General features: G+C 36.2%; 17 protein-coding genes and 1 pseudogene. 11 read left to right on the top strand and 7 right to left on the bottom strand.

Annotation, left to right across the window (positions count from 1 at the left end; translation table 11 throughout):
* Nucleotides 1-32: 32 nt before the first annotated feature.
* The 3 genes from DBR39_RS14805 to DBR39_RS14795 form a co-directional block, all read right to left on the bottom strand.
* Nucleotides 33-410, bottom strand: a complete 378-nt coding sequence (locus tag DBR39_RS14805) for an MliC family protein (protein ID WP_124534343.1) — start codon at nucleotides 408-410, stop codon at nucleotides 33-35.
* A gap of 121 nt (nucleotides 411-531) precedes the next feature.
* Nucleotides 532-2,076, bottom strand: coding sequence for a bifunctional response regulator/alkaline phosphatase family protein (locus DBR39_RS14800; protein ID WP_124534341.1), 1,545 nt, complete (start codon nucleotides 2,074-2,076; stop codon nucleotides 532-534).
* Between the two features lie 132 nt (nucleotides 2,077-2,208).
* Entirely contained in the window at nucleotides 2,209-3,771 is a 1,563-nt protein-coding gene (locus DBR39_RS14795; protein ID WP_185147193.1) for a S41 family peptidase, read from the bottom strand.
* A gap of 319 nt (nucleotides 3,772-4,090) precedes the next feature.
* Between DBR39_RS14795 and DBR39_RS14790 the strand changes: the two genes are divergently transcribed.
* The 9 genes from DBR39_RS14790 to DBR39_RS14750 all read left to right on the top strand — a co-directional run bounded on the left by DBR39_RS14790 (nucleotide 4,091) and on the right by DBR39_RS14750 (nucleotide 12,164).
* Nucleotides 4,091-5,317: an HD domain-containing protein gene (locus DBR39_RS14790; protein ID WP_124534337.1), complete on the top strand. Its 1,227-nt coding sequence runs from the start codon at nucleotides 4,091-4,093 to the stop codon at nucleotides 5,315-5,317.
* 71 nt (nucleotides 5,318-5,388) lie between these two features.
* The gene (gene lpxD / locus DBR39_RS14785) at nucleotides 5,389-6,420 is read left to right on the top strand and encodes a UDP-3-O-(3-hydroxymyristoyl)glucosamine N-acyltransferase (RefSeq protein ID WP_124534335.1); all 1,032 of its coding nucleotides are present in this window, start codon (nucleotides 5,389-5,391) and stop codon (nucleotides 6,418-6,420) included.
* Nucleotides 6,413-7,810, top strand: coding sequence for a bifunctional UDP-3-O-[3-hydroxymyristoyl] N-acetylglucosamine deacetylase/3-hydroxyacyl-ACP dehydratase (locus DBR39_RS14780; protein WP_103231670.1), 1,398 nt, complete (start codon nucleotides 6,413-6,415; stop codon nucleotides 7,808-7,810). Before lpxD ends, DBR39_RS14780 begins: the two co-directional genes overlap by 8 nt.
* Nucleotides 7,811-8,605 carry an acyl-ACP--UDP-N-acetylglucosamine O-acyltransferase gene (gene lpxA, locus DBR39_RS14775; RefSeq protein ID WP_103231671.1) on the top strand — a complete coding sequence of 265 codons (795 nt, stop codon included), beginning with the start codon at nucleotides 7,811-7,813 and terminating at the stop codon, nucleotides 8,603-8,605.
* Between the two features lie 23 nt (nucleotides 8,606-8,628).
* Nucleotides 8,629-8,964, top strand: coding sequence for a hypothetical protein (locus DBR39_RS14770; protein ID WP_228447844.1), 336 nt, complete (start codon nucleotides 8,629-8,631; stop codon nucleotides 8,962-8,964).
* Between the two features lie 15 nt (nucleotides 8,965-8,979).
* Nucleotides 8,980-9,543 (top strand): elongation factor P, encoded by a 564-nt coding sequence (efp, locus tag DBR39_RS14765; protein ID WP_076352561.1) that lies wholly within the window; start codon nucleotides 8,980-8,982, stop codon nucleotides 9,541-9,543.
* Nucleotides 9,544-9,611: 68 nt separating this feature from the next.
* Nucleotides 9,612-10,514: an LpxD N-terminal domain-containing protein gene (locus tag DBR39_RS14760; protein WP_124534333.1), complete on the top strand. Its 903-nt coding sequence runs from the start codon at nucleotides 9,612-9,614 to the stop codon at nucleotides 10,512-10,514.
* A gap of 90 nt (nucleotides 10,515-10,604) precedes the next feature.
* On the top strand, nucleotides 10,605-11,477 hold the full coding sequence (sucD, locus tag DBR39_RS14755; RefSeq protein ID WP_103231674.1) for a succinate--CoA ligase subunit alpha: 873 nt from the start codon (nucleotides 10,605-10,607) through the stop codon (nucleotides 11,475-11,477).
* Between the two features lie 15 nt (nucleotides 11,478-11,492).
* On the top strand, nucleotides 11,493-12,164 hold the full coding sequence (locus DBR39_RS14750; RefSeq protein ID WP_124534331.1) for a porin family protein: 672 nt from the start codon (nucleotides 11,493-11,495) through the stop codon (nucleotides 12,162-12,164).
* Between the two features lie 128 nt (nucleotides 12,165-12,292).
* Here the strand turns inward: DBR39_RS14750 and DBR39_RS14745 are convergent, their stop codons facing one another.
* The 3 genes from DBR39_RS14745 to DBR39_RS14735 form a co-directional block, all read right to left on the bottom strand.
* The gene (locus DBR39_RS14745; RefSeq protein ID WP_124534329.1) at nucleotides 12,293-13,603 is read right to left on the bottom strand and encodes an ABC transporter permease; all 1,311 of its coding nucleotides are present in this window, start codon (nucleotides 13,601-13,603) and stop codon (nucleotides 12,293-12,295) included.
* A 4-nt stretch (nucleotides 13,604-13,607) separates the two neighbouring features.
* Nucleotides 13,608-14,519, bottom strand: a complete 912-nt coding sequence (locus DBR39_RS14740) for an ABC transporter ATP-binding protein (protein WP_124534327.1) — start codon at nucleotides 14,517-14,519, stop codon at nucleotides 13,608-13,610.
* 107 nt (nucleotides 14,520-14,626) lie between these two features.
* Nucleotides 14,627-14,977, bottom strand: coding sequence for a T9SS type A sorting domain-containing protein (locus tag DBR39_RS14735; protein ID WP_103231678.1), 351 nt, complete (start codon nucleotides 14,975-14,977; stop codon nucleotides 14,627-14,629).
* A 118-nt stretch (nucleotides 14,978-15,095) separates the two neighbouring features.
* Here DBR39_RS14735 and hemB point away from each other — a divergent pair, with 118 nt between their 5' ends.
* Nucleotides 15,096-16,085 (top strand): porphobilinogen synthase, encoded by a 990-nt coding sequence (gene hemB / locus DBR39_RS14730; protein WP_124534325.1) that lies wholly within the window; start codon nucleotides 15,096-15,098, stop codon nucleotides 16,083-16,085.
* Between the two features lie 181 nt (nucleotides 16,086-16,266).
* Here hemB and DBR39_RS14725 read toward each other — a convergent pair whose 3' ends face one another.
* Complete coding sequence (locus tag DBR39_RS14725; RefSeq protein ID WP_124534323.1) at nucleotides 16,267-16,560, bottom strand: TM2 domain-containing protein; 294 nt, start codon at nucleotides 16,558-16,560, stop codon at nucleotides 16,267-16,269.
* Nucleotides 16,561-16,713: 153 nt separating this feature from the next.
* Between DBR39_RS14725 and lptB the strand changes: the two are divergent.
* Nucleotides 16,714-17,439, top strand: a pseudogene (gene lptB, locus DBR39_RS14720) (LPS export ABC transporter ATP-binding protein); the annotation flags it as partial.
* Nucleotides 17,440-17,450: the final 11 nt, after the last annotated feature.

The following is a 17,450-nucleotide window of genomic DNA, read 5'->3' as shown; positions in this document are numbered from 1 at the left end:
AAAACCGACTTTTATCTTTTTAGTAAGAGATTTTATTTTTTAAAAACTGTTTTACCGTCTTTTGTCAACTCAATTTCTTCACCTTTTCCTCTAAGCTCATAATGGTCATTTTTATACCAGATCCCAGATGCAGGCTTTTGTCCCTGTAATTCAATCGTTTCTTTGTTAAAGACTACTGTAGCAGTATTTTTAGTGTTATTGAAAGTCATTTCCAAGGTTTTTCCACTACTGTCTTTTGATGTACTTTTTACAATTTCATCTTGAGTACCGGAAACTGCTGCTGAATCAGATGGCTTTGATGCAATGCTGTCTACAGAAGCCGGTGCAGAATCTGTTGCTTTCTTTTCTTTATTACATGAAGTCAAAAATAATGCGGCTAATGCTGCCGTGATAAAAATGTGTTTTTTCATAAGTTTATATTTATTTATGGATGTCTTTCAGTATGCAAAATGAGTGCCTTAAAAAGAAAGCGGAAAAAATCATTCGATTTTTTCCGCTTTAAACCCAAAATTAAATAAACTATGAAAAAAACTACTTGGGTTCTAAAATACTGATAGGAATGATACACTCTTCGAGTGAAATTCCACCATGTTGGTAAGTTTCTTTATAGTAATTAACAAAGTGATTGTAATTCTTAGGATAAGCCAGGAATATATTGTTCTTAGCGAAAATATATTTTGAGCTTAAGTTTCCTTTTGGTAGGAAAAGTTTTTCAGGATTGGTAATTGCCCATACATCACTGTCATCATAGGTCAAACTTTTACCTGTTTTATATCTGATATTGGTAGATGTTTCTCTATCACCCACCACTTTACTTGGCTTTTTCACATAGATGGTTCCGTGGTCTGTAGTGATCGCCAGTTTGTATCCATTTTCTGCCGCTGTTTTGATGATCTTCAAAAGTGAAGAGTTTTCAAACCAGTTGAAGGTAAGAGAACGGAATGTTTTATCATCACGGATCAGCTGATCTACGATATGGTTGTCTGTTTTCGCGTGCGAAAGAATATCGATAAAGTTATAGACGATCACCAAAAGGTCATTATTTTTATGCTGATTGAAATCATCATAGATCTTTCTTTCAAAATCTGCATTCAGTACTTTAAGATACTTCATAGATTTTGACCCCAGACCTATTCTCTTCATCTGATCTTCCAGAAAATCACGCTCGAATTCATTTTTGTTTCCTTCTTCATTATCGTTAAACCATTTATCAGGGAAACGTTTCTCAATCTCAGACGGCATTAGTCCCGCAAAGAAAGAGTTTCTTGCATATTGTGTAGCCGTAGGAAGGATGCTGTAGTAATAGTCTTCCGATATTTTATTGTAGTATTTTGTAAACAAAGGCTCAATAACTTTCCACTGGTCATAGCGAAGGTTATCTACCATTAACAAAAGAACTTTTTCTTTTTCAACCTCCGGTTTTACTTTTTCCTTGAAAAGGGTATGGCTCATCAGAGGCTTGTCAGAATCAATAAGCCAGTCTGCATAATTTTTCTCAATAAACTTAGAAAACTGAATATTTGCTTCCTCTTTCTGAGACTGCAGAAGATCTGCAAATTCATTATCTGCTACCTTATCAAATTTAATCTCCCAGCTAAGGATTTTTTTATAATATTCCGCCCATTCCTGATACGTTCTCAGATAAGAAAGTTCCATAGAAAGGTTTCTGAATTCTTGCTGGTACTGTAAAATCGTTTTTTGTTCAACCAGATTATCCTCCTGAAGATTTTTCTTTAATGAAAGTAAAATCTGGTTAGGATTTACAGGTTTTAATATATAATCGGCAATCTGTGAACCGATAGCCTCTTCCATAATGTGTTCCTCTTCACTTTTGGTAACCATTACAATCTTTAAGGAGTTATCTTTTTCCTTAATCATAGGGATGGCTTCCAGTCCGGAAATACCCGGCATATTTTCATCAATTAACGTTAAAGCAAATTTCTCTGAATCCATAAGTTCCAAAGCCTCATTCACATTATTTACAGGAGTTACCTGGTAACCCTTTTTTTCTAAAAATACGATATGAGGTTTAAGTAAATCTATTTCATCATCGATCCATAATATCTTTTCTGACATAATTTATTTTTTACATGGTTATTCTATCAAAATGTTGACCAATTCCTTTTAAAATCTCACAAAATCGAAAGATTAAAAGTTAAATAATAGTTAAATGAAAATCCTATTAGATATTTAACTGTTTTGCTTTATTTAATCGGTACTTTTTATATACTCCAAAGCCCTGTCCAGAGCTTCATCTTTTCCGTTTTTAAGCCCTTCCACACTGGTTTTTACAAGAATATCAGGAATGATGCCTATTCTTTGCGTTTCTCTGCCATTAGGATAATAAGCACCGAGACCTGTAAACCGGGTGTCAAGATCTGCTATTGTAAACATAATGACATCCCCGTTGGCTCCCGAAGTATTACTGCCGATGATTTTAGCTTTCGGATGCTGCTTCAACATCATTGTTGTGGTCTCTGCCTGGCTCTGGGTACTTTCATCTACTAGAACGATTACATTTCCTTTATAGTATTCAGGATTCTTTCTGCCTGTAACATTTTTTCTGCTGTAAAATTTGCCAGGATAGCCAGCGTCAGGAAAAGTGAACTGATAATAAACGGAAGGCTCCGGAAGCAGCAGATAACTTAAAGGGATAATGGTTTGTTTGGGATAATTTCTAAGATCAAAGATAATGGATTTTGCAGATTTTAAATTGCTGTGCATTTCATCCAGATCTTCCTTTTCTATAATTCCCATGTCGACATATCCGATTGTCTCTTGCTCGTCAATGAATTTCCATTTTTTGGGTGCTTTAGTTTTCTCGTGAATAATGTCTTTGAGAAAATACGTTTTGGTTTTAATTTCCAGATTTTGTCCCTCTCTTTCAATCTTTACAGAAATAGAATCCCTGTTGCTGAAGAGAAGCTTATCCTTTATTTTATTAACCTTTCCCCAGGAATTGGAAGCCGGAATATATTTTCCCAGGCTGTTGATCATTTGCGGAATCGTTTTACCTTCAATATCATAAATCGCATCTCCTGCATGCAAAGGGTTTTTATTTCTGGGCCTTGTGGCATTGATTTTTGTAATCACTAGCTTTCCTTCAGCATACGAATATTCTACGGGCACTTTTCGGCTTCCGTATAAATTATTCTGAATTTCTTTTGAGGAAAGATAGGCATGCGAGTCATCTGTTTTGGTGACCAGTTCAGCTAATGTTAAATGATAATTTTCGGTATTGTCTACCCCAAGAAACTTAGGGATCATTTCTGTAAGAACGTCATTCCAGTTTTGATCGGTTTCATATTTATAAGGGAAAAAGTATTCTACATAATTCCAGTATCTGAATAATTCTAATAGATTAGTTGTCTTGGAAGTGAATTTTGAACCATATGACTTCTCATTTCTGAAGTATATTTTTCTCCCCCATTTCCCGAAATAATAATTATCTCCAAGATTCCGGTTATTTTCAATATCATGAAGTTTCTGAGAGAGTTCTTTGGAGAAAATAAGAGAATTATCCATCCAGCTCAGGTCAAAATTTTTAAGAAAATATACTTTATTATCTTTTATTGAGCACTCTTTACATGGTAGAACATCTCCAAGGCTTTTGATCCAGTCGGCATAAAGATTATTTAAAGACTTCTTATCATTAATATATTCAAGTTCATCAATTTTCTGGAGAAGCTGTTCGTCCCAATTCAGATTTCCTTTTGCTACATGAGGATGATAATATTTCAGAAATCCCCAGACTCTGCAGAGGGATTCCAATTTTTGTGTCTCAGATACAATTTGTGCGGAAAAATTTAAACTTAAAAATAATAAAAGAAAAAGAGAGGAGTTTCTCATTAAGAGTGGGCGTGTTTTCTCTCAAAGATACTCCATTAATACAACAGATGCAAAAGGTTTTCAATAAAATACTGAACTAAAGATAAAAGTGAACCATAGCGATTTTTATGTCCTTGATATGAGGGTGTTATTTGTGAAAAATATTAGCTTCATCATAGTTTAATCCCCATATTTTAATAGTAATTTAATAAAAGCCTAAATTTTAAAATGCCTAACTTTGTTTACTAATATTGACGTCTCAATGCAGAATAAGCTAAAAATTATCAATGATCCTGTTCACGGGTTTATCAAAATTCCACACGAAATTTTATTTGACATCATTGAGCATCCTTACTTTCAAAGGTTAAGAAGAATCGGACAGACCGGACTTTTGAACCTGATATTTCCAGGTGCTACCCATACAAGATTTCATCATGCTCTGGGAGCGATGCATCTGATGTTTACTGCTTTGGAAACGTTGAAACAGAAAGGGGTGAAAATCTCTGAGGAAGAGGAAAAAGGAGCGATGCTGGCTATTTTGATGCATGATATTGGTCATGGTCCGTTTTCCCATGCGCTGGAAAGTATGCTGATGGATGACTGGCACCATGAAAACCTTTCTTTATTGTTGATGAATAAGCTGAATGAGGAGTTCGGCGGGCAATTGTCTATGGCTATTGAGATGTTTCAGGGGAAATATCATAGAAAATTTTTCAATCAACTGATTTCTTCCCAGCTGGATGTAGACCGTTTGGATTATCTGAAAAGAGACAGCTTTTTTACCGGAGTATCAGAGGGAAATATTAATACACAGAGAATTATTTCCATGATGAATGTGTGTGAAGAAGGTGAGCTGGTGATTGATGCAAAAGGAATTTATTCCATTGAAAATTTTCTGACAGCCAGAATGTTTATGTACTGGCAGGTCTATTATCATAAAACTTCAGCGTTAGCAGAGTTTCTTTTGGTTAAAATCCTGGAAAGAGCAAAATATTTGATTTCCACGGGGATTGAGCTTCCAGCAACGGAGAATTTAAAATATTTTTTGTACCGCGGAAAGAGCGCTGCAACGGATGAAGATATAGAAAGATTTACCAAACTTGATGATAATGATGTGATCCAGGCGATGAAAGAATGGCAAAACTCTGATGATTTTATTTTGTCTTACTGGTGTCAATGTGTTATTCAGAGAAACTTACCTAAAACAATTATTTCATCACATCCATTTAGCAAGGAAGTAATTGATGAAAAAATAAAAAATATCAATGAATTTTTCAAAATTGATAATGGTAATGAGCTGGTTCATGAAATAAAAAGAAAATTATTGCCCTATCACGCAGAAAAGCAGCCAATCTATTTACTTCATAAAAATGGTAAGAGAACAAGGCTTCATGAGTCAGAAGATCAGCTTTTATCAGGGTTGATGATAAATAAAACAACCCGCTATATCCTTATGTTTCCAAGAGATATGTCATGGCTAGACTCTTAAATAATATTAAAATTTACGATCTGAAACCAAAAAATGTTTGCAAATTATAGAATTTCTTATCTTTGCAGAATATGGAATTTACAGCTTCGCAAATTGCAAGTTTTATTGACGGAAAAATAATAGGTGACGAGAATGCACTTATTACAGGGGTTTCACCAATTGAAAATGGGGAATCAGGACATCTTTCTTTTATAGCACAAGATAGATTTTCTCATTTTTTGGATACCTCAAAATGCTCTGTTATCATCATTTCGGAAAAACTTCTGGAAAAAAATAATTATAACTCTACCTTAATCATAGTAAAAGATGCTTATCTTTCTTTTCAGGTTCTGATGAATTTATATCAGGAAATGCAGGGAAGAAAAGAGGGTATTGAAGATGGTTCATCCATTCATGATACAGCTGTGATAGGAGATAAAGCCTATATCGGAGCATTTACGTATGTTTCCGAGAAAGCCAAAATCGGGGAGGGTTCACAGATCTATCCACATGTATATATTGGAAAAGGAGTGAAAATTGGTAAAAACTGTAAGATAGACAGTGGTGCCAGAATTTACGACTACTGTATCATTGGAGACAATTGTGTGATTCATTCTAATACGGTAATTGGAGGTGACGGTTTTGGTTTTCAGCCAACAGCCGAAGGTTTCAAGAAAATACCGCAGCTTGGAAATGTAATTATTGAAGACGATGTAGAAATCGGATCAAACTGTAGTATAGACAGAGCTACAATAGGTTCTACCGTTATAGGAAAAGGGACAAAAATTGATAACCTGATTCAGATTGCTCACAATGTGAAAATCGGTAAGAACAATGTTATTGCTGCACAGGCGGGAATTGCAGGTTCTACTATAATCGGTGACTGGAACCAGATTGGAGGTCAGGTAGGAATCGTCGGACATATCAAAATAGGAAATCAAGTGAAAATTCAGGCCCAGAGTGGTGTGAATTCAAGCGTTAATGATAAAGAAACATTGTATGGTTCACCAGCAATCAGTTACAATGACTATTTGAGAAGCTATGTTCATTTCAGGAATTTACCTGGAATAGTAAACAGAATAAATAATCTTGAGAATAACTCAAAAGATAATACTAATGAGTGATATGCAAAAAACACTTCAGCAAGAGGTAACTCTTTCTGGAATTGGCCTTCATACTGGTAAAGAAGTAAAATTGACCATTAAACCTGCAAAAGAAAATACAGGTTTTGTATTTGTAAGAACAGACTTGGAGGGACATCCTCAGGTAGAAGCAGATGTAAATTATGTTGTAGCAACAGAAAGAGGAACTACATTAGAAAAATTAGGGGTAAAGATTACGACATGCGAACACTTATTAGCAGCTCTTGTGGGTTGTGATATTGATAACGCAGTTTTAGAAATGGACGCCTCTGAGCCGCCAATTTTGGATGGATCTTCAAAATACTTTGTTGAAGCGATAGAAAGTGTTGGTGTTGCAGAGCAGAGCGTAGCAAGAGAATATCTTGTTGTAAAAGAAGTTCTTACATACAGTGATCCGGCTACTGGTTCGGAAATCACAATTATTCCTTCAGATACTTACGAAGTAACGACAATGGTAGATTTTGGGACTAAAGTATTAGGTACTCAGAACGCTACTCTTAAAAATATTTCAGAATTTAAAGACGAAATCTCATCAGCAAGAACTTTCAGCTTCCTGCATGAATTGGAAATGCTTTTAGATCACGGTTTGATCAAAGGTGGAGATATTTCCAATGCCATCGTGTATGTAGATAAAGATCTTACTCCTGAAACTACAGAAAAATTAAAGAAAGCCTTTGGAAAAGATAATGTATCGATCAGACCAAACGGTATTCTTGACAATCTTAATTTAAATTATCCTAACGAAGCTGCAAGACACAAATTACTGGATGTAATTGGTGACCTTGCTTTGGCAGGAGTGAAAATAAAAGGTAAAGTTATTGCCAACAAACCGGGACACTATGTGAATACTCAGTTTGCAAAAAAATTAAATCGTCAGTGGAAATTGCAGAAAAAGAAAAACGTTCCAGATTTTGATCTGACAAAAGAACCCGTATTCGATATCAACGGAATTATGAAGCTTATGCCTCACAGACCTCCGTTCTTATTAATCGATAAGATTCTTGAACTTTCAGACTCTCATGTAGTGGGACTGAAAAATGTGACAATGAACGAGCCATTCTTCGTTGGACACTTCCCTAAAGAACCTGTTATGCCTGGAGTTCTTCAGGTAGAAGCATTAGCACAGACAGGAGGTATCCTGGTACTGGCCAGCGTTCCGGATCCGGAAAACTATTCTACGTATTTCATCAAAATTGATAAGGTGAAATTCAAAAGAAAAGTAATTCCTGGAGATACGCTTATATTCAAAATCGAATTGATCGAGCCTATCAGAAGAGGGATTGTTCATATGCAGGGGTATGGATATGTAGGAGATGCAGTGGCAGTAGAAGCAGAGCTTATGGCTCAAGTTGCAAAAAATAAAGTTGATTAAATGATTCATCAATTAGCAGCCGTAGATAAACGTGCGAAAATCAGCAAAAATGTAATTGTAGAACCGTTTACTACAATTGCCGGAGACGTGGAAATCGGAGAAGGAACCTGGATTGGTCCTAATGTTACCATCATGGATGGTGCAAGGATAGGGAAAAATTGTAGAATTTTCCCCGGGACTGTAATCTCTGCAATTCCTCAGGATCTGAAATTTGATGGTGAAGATACCCAGGTAATTATCGGTGACGAAACTACAATCAGGGAATGTGTTACCGTAAACAGAGGTACAAAAGCTTTAGGATATACTAAAATAGGTGCCAACTGTCTTATTATGGCTACTACACATATTGCACATGACTGTGTAATAGGAGATCACGTTATCATTGTAAACGGTTGTGGTATTGCAGGACATGTCGAGATCGGAGACTATACTGTAATGGGAGGATTATCTGCTGTACACCAATTTGGTAAAATCGGGAAACATGTAATGATTTCCGGAGGTACTTTGGTAAGAAAAGATATTCCACCTTATGTAAAGGTAGCGAGAGAGCCAATGTCTTATGCAGGAATCAACTCTGTTGGTTTACGAAGAAGAGGATTTACCAATGAGAAAATTTTTGAAATCCAGAAAATCTACAGAGCGATCTTCCAGATGAAAATGAACGTTTCTCAGGCTATTTCCCACATTGAGAAAGAAATGCTTCCAACAGCGGAAAGAGATGAGATCCTGCAGTTTATTCAAAACTCACCAAGAGGTATTGTAAAAGGATACGGAACAAGTAAAGAAAGTAACTAAACAATAAAAACACTAGCATATTTATGAAAAAAATAATTTTAACAATTGCCTTTTCGTTATCTGCTATTGTGTTTGGACAGCAAACAGAAAAGTCTGAAACTGGAAAAAAGGAAAAACCTTTTACCATTGAAAGAAAACTTTCTGAAGCAGCTAATGATAGTATTGCAAAAAATAACTTAAATAGTATTCTGAAACAGAAAAATACCGGTAGTTCAATTTTAGGAACAACCGATCAGTATAAAACTGATCTTCAGATGAATGTAAACAGATTAAATAATAATGTGAATACGTTCAATAACAATACATTTAACAGGATGATGCCCCAAGGGCAAGGAATACAGTTGAATAAAAGAAAATAAATATTTACAAAATTAATGGCAACAAGTAACGATATCAGAAAAGGTCTTTGCATTGAATATAGCAATGACATTTTTAAAGTAATTGAGTTTCTTCACGTAAAACCAGGAAAAGGTCCTGCTTTTGTAAGAACAAAACTGAAATCAGTAACCAACGGAAAAGTTCTTGATAATACTTTTTCTGCAGGACATAAAATTGATGAAGTAAAAGTAATCACAAGAAAGTTCCAGTATCTTTATGATGATGAGAACGGTTTCCACTTCATGAATAACGATGATTTTTCTCAGTTATATTTAAATAAAGAAATGATTGAAAACTCAAACTTGATGAAAGCAGGTGAAGAGGTGACAATCATTTTGAAAGAAGCTGATGAAACTCCACTTTCTGCTGAACTTCCACAGTCAGTATATCTGGATGTAATTGAAGCTGATCCGGGAGTAAAAGGAAATACAGCGACAAATGCTCTTAAAAACGCTATCGTTGAAACAGGAGCAAGAGTAATGGTTCCTTTGTTCATTGAACCGGGAGACAAAATTAAAGTAAGCACTGAAGACGGCAGCTACTTAGAAAGAGTGAAATAATAAATACAATTTACATAAATTCGGTTTGCATCAGCAGTCCGAATTTTGTTTTATAAAAATCTATTGTTATGAGATTCCATTCTCCGCAAAAGCTTAAAACGATTGCAGATTTAATAGGCTCAAAATTTGTGGGCCCAGAAGATTATGAAGTATTAGGGACCAACGAAATTCACATGGTAAAGCCAGGTGATATTGTTTTTGTGAACCATCCCAAGTATTATGACAAAGCATTAAACTCTGCAGCCACTATTATTTTAATTGATAAAGAAGTAGAATGCCCGGAAGGCAAAGCGCTTTTAGTGTCTGATGATCCATTCAGAGACTTTAATAAAATCAATACTCATTTTACCAGAATATATAATTTCACAGAAGAACTTCACGATGTTGAAATAGGAGAGGGAACAAAGATTCACCATTCTGCAGTGATAGGAAACAATGTGAAAATCGGAAAAAATACCCTTATTTTCCCAAATGTTGTGATCGGAGACCGTACCGAAATCGGAGATAATGTTGTTATCCAGTCCAACACTGTTTTAGGAGGTGATGCTTTTTATTACAGAAAATTAAATGGAAACTTTGACCGTCTGATTTCTGTAGGAAATGTGATCATTGAAAACAATGTGGAGATCGGAAATGGCTGTACCATTGATAGAGGAGTTACAGACTCTACGATCATTGGAGAAGGCTCTGTTTTGGACAACCAGATTCAGATCGGACATGACACTGTTATCGGAAAAAAATGCCTTATTGCTTCTCAGGTAGGAATCGCAGGATGCTGTATCATCGGAGATGAGGTGACATTATGGGGACAGGTAGGAATCGCTTCCGGGAACAAAGTAGAAGCAGGATCTGTACTTTTGGGTAAAACAGGAGTGAACAGAGATCTTGAAAAAGGAACCTATATTGGGATGTTTGCAGAAGATTTCAAGACTTATCTAAAAAAAGAAGTAAAACTGAGAAATCTCAAATAAACAATTCCAAAGGTTTTATCCAAAATCAAAGAAATTTGAGTAAATTTGTGAGCATTAATAAAATAATAAATAAATTAAAACAACAATAAAATGTCAATTTTAGTAAACAAAGATTCTAAAGTAATTGTACAAGGATTTACAGGGAACGAAGGAACTTTCCACGCTGGTCAGATGATTGAATACGGAACCAATGTAGTAGGTGGTGTTACTCCAGGAAAAGGAGGTAGCGAGCACTTAGGAAAACCTGTATTTAATACTGTGGCTGATGCTGTTGAAAAAGCAGGAGCAAACGTAAGTATCATTTTTGTACCACCGGCATTCGCAGCAGACGCTATCATGGAAGCTGCTGAAGCAGGAATCAAAGTAATTGTATGTATTACTGAAGGTATTCCTGTAGCTGATATGGTAAAAGTAAAAGCTTATATCGCAGACAGAGACTGCAGATTAATCGGACCAAACTGCCCTGGAATCATTACTTCTGAAGAAGCTAAAATTGGTATTATGCCAGGTTTCGTTTTCAAAAAAGGAAAAGTAGGGATCGTTTCAAAATCAGGTACCCTTACTTACGAAGCTGCTGACCAGGTAGTAAGAGCAGGTTACGGTATTTCTACTGCTATCGGTATTGGTGGTGACCCAATCATTGGAACAACTACTAGAGAAGCATTAGAATTATTCATCAACGACCCTGAAACTGAAGCTGTTGTAATGATTGGTGAAATCGGTGGAGGTCTTGAAGCTGAAGCTGCAAGATGGTACAAAGCAAGCGGATCTACTAAGCCGGTTGTAGGATTTATCGCTGGACAAACAGCTCCTAAAGGAAGAACAATGGGACACGCAGGTGCTATCGTAGGGGGTGATGAAGATACAGCTCAGGCTAAAATGGAAATCATGAGAGAAAACGGTATCAATGTAGTAGATTCTCCAGCTGATATCGGTGCTACTGTAGCGAAAATTCTAGGATAACATAAATCACAACATATGAAAAAACTTTTATTAGCCTCAGCTTTGACTCTTTCTGCATTATCCTTTGCACAAGTGCAGTGGAATAATACAAGATTTGGTCTTACAGGAGGTTTAAACTACTCAAGAGTAGCCAATGCCCACAATCCCTCTGGCCCAAGATATACCTTTCAAGGTGGAGCTTTGGCTTTGATCCCCGTAGGGAAGGCAAATCAATTCTTTATACAACCCGAAGTTCTGTACTATGGTGCAGGAGAAACAGGGAAAGATAAGGACGCTAAAGGAAAAGATGGTTATGATGCAGTATATGCAAACAACTATCTGAGTGTGCCTCTTTATTTTAAAGGATACTTTTCAGAAGCTGAATCGGAATTCTTTGGAATGATTGGACCTAGATTTAACTTTTTGGTAAGTCAGGATGTTAAGAATGCCCCAATAGGCAGACCTTACTATGATCCGGATGTTACCGATCCTGCACAACCGGCTGGTGTAAACGGTAAAGCGAAAAGCTTTAACTGGGGACTTGGTCTGGGAGTAGGATATAGCTATAAGAGACAACTTGAAGTAGCTTTAAAATATGATTTAGGACTTTCTGACACTTACCCTGGTCTTGTAAAAGAAAAAGGAGGTAGTGATAAGAAAAAATCAGAGCAGGTAATAGCACTTACTTTAAGCTATATATTCAAATAGAATATTTTAAATATAAAAAATCCCGGAAAGTAAATTTCCGGGATTTTTTTGTTTATATATTTTTTTATTGTAAAATCGAGTAAGGGTAAAAAAAGCAAATGAACTTACTGTACTTACCTTTTCTCTACTTAGCCTCTAATCCATTTCCAAAGCTCTTTTAACGTCGCTTTATTCCCATACATCAAAATCCCTACACGATAGATTTTTCCGGCGAGGAAGATCATGAAAACAGTGGTTCCCAATAACAATGCAATAGATAATGCGATCTGCCATGCAGGAACTCCAAATGGTATTCTTGCAATCATCGCAACAGGCGATGTAAATGGAATGATGGATAACCAAAAGCCTAATGGCCCGTCCGGGTTGTTCATTAAAGTGAAACTTCCATACATCCCCAATGTCAAAGGTAAAATAGCAAATAAAGTAAACTGCTGCGTCTCTGTTTCGTTGTCAACAGCAGAACCAATGGCTGCATAAATAGAACTATAAAAGATGTATCCTAAAAGGAAGAAAACGATAAACACAAAAATAATCAGCGGGAAATTAAGCTCCAGTAAACTGTGGGAAATCTGAGTCACAAGCTGTCCCATATCCAGTTTACTTGTAATCTCTTCATTTCCGCCGGGAATATTTTTCTGAAGAGGGGAGAATCCGGTATTCAGAACCAATGCTCCAATCACAGACATGGTGATCCAGATCAGAAACTGTGTCAGTGCAACCATTGTTACCCCTAGGATTTTACCCATCATCAGCTCAAAAGGTTTTACAGAAGAAATGATGATCTCTACAACACGGTTATTCTTTTCCTCAAGCACGCTTCGCATTACCCTTACCCCATAAATAATGATAAACATAAAGGTAACATACATCAGGACCATGCTCAGACCAGATTTGACTCCGAAAGCAAGATCAGAATCCTCTTTGTTATTATCTGTTACATTAATCGTCTTTAGAGTGAAGCTTTTATCAAGGTCATCTAACTGAGTTTCCTGGATACCCAGCTGTTTGATCTTTTCCTTTTTAACAATATTACTGATATCAGAAACAAGTTTCTGCTTTGTATCGAACCCTATTTTACTGTTGATCACCAGTCTCGTTTCTTTTTCAAGCGCATCAAAGTTCTGGTTTTTCAGTTCTGGCAGAATCAGAATACCATCCAGGGATTCATTTCCTTTTAAATTATTGATCTTGGATTTTTCGTCTGCAGCAGAAACAAAAACGTAATTTAGCTTGTCATTAGATTTCAGCTGGTTGGTAAACAACCCGCTTTTATCAACCACTTCTATAATACTGTGTGACTCATTCGCCTTAAACATTAATCCTACTACCGCTCCAAAAGCAATAATCATGACAGGTGCCAGCAAGGTCAATACGATGAAAGACTTTTTCTTAACCTGTGTAAGAAATTCCCTCTTGGTAATTAAAAAAATATTATTCATAAAATTAAGAATGGTTGCTTACAGCATTAATAAATACTTCATTCATACTAGGAATCTTTTCGTCGAATGATCTCACTTTACCCACCTGTACAAGGTCGAGAAGGACATTATTCTGGCTTTCCTCATTTTTCAGATCAAAAGAAACAAGGTTGTTCTCATTCGATAAATTGAAGATCTCATATTTGTTTGTGAAATTTTCAAACTGGTCGTTGCTGACCTCAGAAAGCGTAACTCCGAAAATATTTTTCTTGAATTTTTCTCTTACATCAAAAACCCTTCCGTCAATAATTTTTTTAGAATTGTTGATCAAAGCAACATAATCACACATTTCCTCCACACTTTCCATTCTGTGGGTAGAAAGAATAATCGTTGTTCCGTTATTTTTAAGATCAATGATTTGATCTTTGATTAAATTGGCATTTACAGGGTCAAAACCTGAAAAAGGTTCATCAAGAATTAAAAGATGGGGTCTGTGAAGAACGGTTACCACAAACTGGATCTTTTGTGCCATCCCTTTGGAAAGCTCAGAAAGCTTTTTCTTCCACCATTGATCGATGTTCAGCTTTTCAAACCATTTTTTGGCTTCATTCAGCGCATCATTCTTACTCATCCCTTTCAGTTCCCCGAAATAAAGAATCTGATCCCCGACGCTCATATTTTTGTACAATCCTCTTTCTTCAGGCATATAACCGATATCTTTGATGTGATTCGGATTCAGTTTTTCTCCATTGATGAAGATATCTCCTGAGTCAGCCTGAGTAATTTGATTGATAATACGGATAAAAGAAGTTTTTCCGGCTCCGTTGGGTCCTAAAAGGCCGTAAATACTACCTTTTGGAACATGGATGCTAAAATCATCCAGTGCGACCTTTTTTCCGGCATTGTAGGTCTTTTTAATATGTTCAGCTTTTAGCATTAAAATGTTCTTTTTACAATTAGTATTAAAAAGTGCCGAAAGTTACGGAAATATTAAAACAGAATTAATGTAAAAGAAAAAATCCTGATGATTATCAGGATTTTAATTTATTGTTTTACGATTTGAGTAACTTTCTGCGTGTTGTCACTTAAAATATAGCGGATCATATATTTTCCGGGTTTCAATTTTTCAATATTAATTTCTCCGGAATTCATATTCACTGTATAATTAGCAACCTGCATACCCAAAATTGAATAAAAAGTCACACTTTTGATCCTTAAAGAAGAATCTTTTGCCTTAATAATAAGGAAATCCTTTGCAGGATTTGGATAGGCAAGCAATACTCCATCATCCGCCTTTTGGGTGATGGAACCCGGCTCTCTCAGCTGAGCTTTTAAATTGTTGGAAAATCCAACAAAAGTGCCTACAAATAGAAATAAAAGTAAAAGTTTTTTCATCAAATTTATAATTTCTCGGATATATATAACAAATGTAATAAATTCTATAATTTCATACAATAGTTTTTTGCAGAACTTATATTAAATTTGTAGAAACTTATTCAAAAAGTATTCCAAAATGATACATTCAAGAAATAGAAGACTTAGAGTTAATGAATCTATCAGAAGTTTGGTAAGAGAAAATGTGCTTACAACTGATGATTTTGTGATGCCAATCTTCGTAATGGAGGGCGAAAACAAGCAGGAGGCAATCCCGTCTATGCCGGGAATTTTTAGGCGGAGTATAGATTTAACAGTGAAGGAATGTAAGGAATTATTTTCTTTGGGAGTAAAAGCTGTCAATTTGTACATGAAAGTGTCAGAACACTTGAAAGACAATACAGGAAAAGAAGCCTGGAACAAAAACGGATTGATGCAGAATACGATCAAAGCGATCAAAGATGCCGTTCCCGGAATGATTGTTATGCCGGATGTAGCTTTAGATCCTTATTCAATCTACGGACATGACGGAATCATTGAAAACGGAAAAGTTATCAATGACGCTACCAATGATGCGCTGGCAAGAATGTCCGTATCCCACGCAGAAGCAGGAGCAGATCTTGTGGCACCAAGTGATATGATGGATGGCCGAGTAATGGTTATCCGTGAAGCACTGGAAGAAAGTGGATTTGCAGACGTAGGAATCGTAAGCTATGCTGCCAAATATGCAAGTTCTTTCTATGGACCTTTCAGAAGTGCTTTAGACAGTGCCCCGAAAGATGATATGGAAATTCCGAAAGATAAAAAAACATATCAGATGGATTTTCACAACTCCCGTGAAGCATTGAATGAAGTGTTCAAAGATATTGAAGAAGGCGCCGATGTGATCATGATCAAACCGGGACTTCCTTATCTAGACATCGTTTCCAAAGTACGTGAAGCCATTGATCTTCCGATCGCGGTATACAACGTAAGTGGAGAATATGCCATGGTAAAAGCGGCTGCACAGAACGGCTGGCTGGATAATGACAAAACGATCATCGAAAGCTTAACATGTTTCAAAAGAGCAGGAGCAGACATGATCTTTACTTATTTTGCTAAAGAAGCTGCTATCCTGTTGAATAAATAATAGCTAAAGAATTATTGATCCGGACATTCCAAATTGTGGAACATGGTGCAAAGGAATCTGGCATCCGTGTACAATCAACTATTTTGCTTGCCCAGATTAATGCGATTCAAGATAGAAAAACAATAGGCTGTTCGAATAAGAACAGCCTATTTTATTTTAATTAAGCGTATAGTGATTAATGTTATAACCAACCCTTTTTCCCATACACATAAGTATCGTCAAATTGTTTATCACTCATAAAGAGATATAAAATCCCCTCAATAAAAGGAATAATTGAGGCTGCTCCTAAAGTAACCACATTCAGAACCAATTGAATGATTCCCTCTTTCGTATATCCCAGATAAAACTTATTCAAAGCCAGCCAGCCCACAAGAATTCCCAATAAAGCCGCAGGAATTTTCTTTTCCGAATGGTAAGGGACATTGCTTTGCTGGTTGTGTACATTTTCTGTTTTTGTATAACCGTAATTTTCCATCTCTTAGTATTTGTAATTGATTGTGATGTTTATGATAAGTAGCATAAAGTTGTAAAAAGTTACAATGATGTGGATCTGAACAAATTTACATGTAAGGTAAACAAGTTGATATTAACATATAAGTGAAGTTTATATTTTTGATATATTTGCCCTATGATTTTACGAGGAGAAAACTTAATCAAGGAATACGGTCCTAAAAAAGTTGTAAAAGGCGTTTCTGTACAGGTTCAACAGGGAGAAATTGTTGGTTTGCTAGGTCCGAATGGAGCAGGGAAAACCACATCGTTTTATATGATCGTAGGGTTGGTTAAGCCCACTTCAGGAAAAATTTTCCTGGATAAACAGGAGATTACTACCGATGCCATGTACCGAAGAGCACAAAAAGGAATCGGATATCTGGCTCAGGAAGCTTCGGTTTTCAGAAAACTTTCCGTAGAGGAAAACATTATGGGAGTATTGCAGCTTACCAAGCTTTCAAAACGTGAGCAGCAGATCAAATGTGATGAACTGATTGAAGAATTCTCTCTACAGCATGTCCGTAAAAACAGAGGAGACCTTCTTTCCGGAGGAGAAAGACGTAGAACCGAAATTGCACGATGTCTTGCCACAAGCCCGAACTTTATTCTTTTGGATGAGCCTTTCGCAGGGGTAGACCCCATTGCTGTTGAAGATATCCAGAAAATTGTAAGAAGTCTTGTAGACAAAAACATCGGAATTCTGATTACCGACCACAACGTACAGCAAACGTTGGCGATTACCAATAAAACCTATATTATGTTTGAAGGAAAGATCCTGAAAGAAGGACTTCCGGAAGATCTTGCGAACGATCCGCAGGTAAGAGAAGCATATCTGGGTGAAAACTTCGTTTATCAGAGTATTTTAGATAAACC

Source organism: Chryseobacterium sp. KBW03, assembly GCF_003852415.1.
GTDB classification, from domain to species: domain Bacteria; phylum Bacteroidota; class Bacteroidia; order Flavobacteriales; family Weeksellaceae; genus Chryseobacterium; species Chryseobacterium viscerum.
This window is presented reverse-complemented; position numbering and strand designations above follow the sequence as displayed.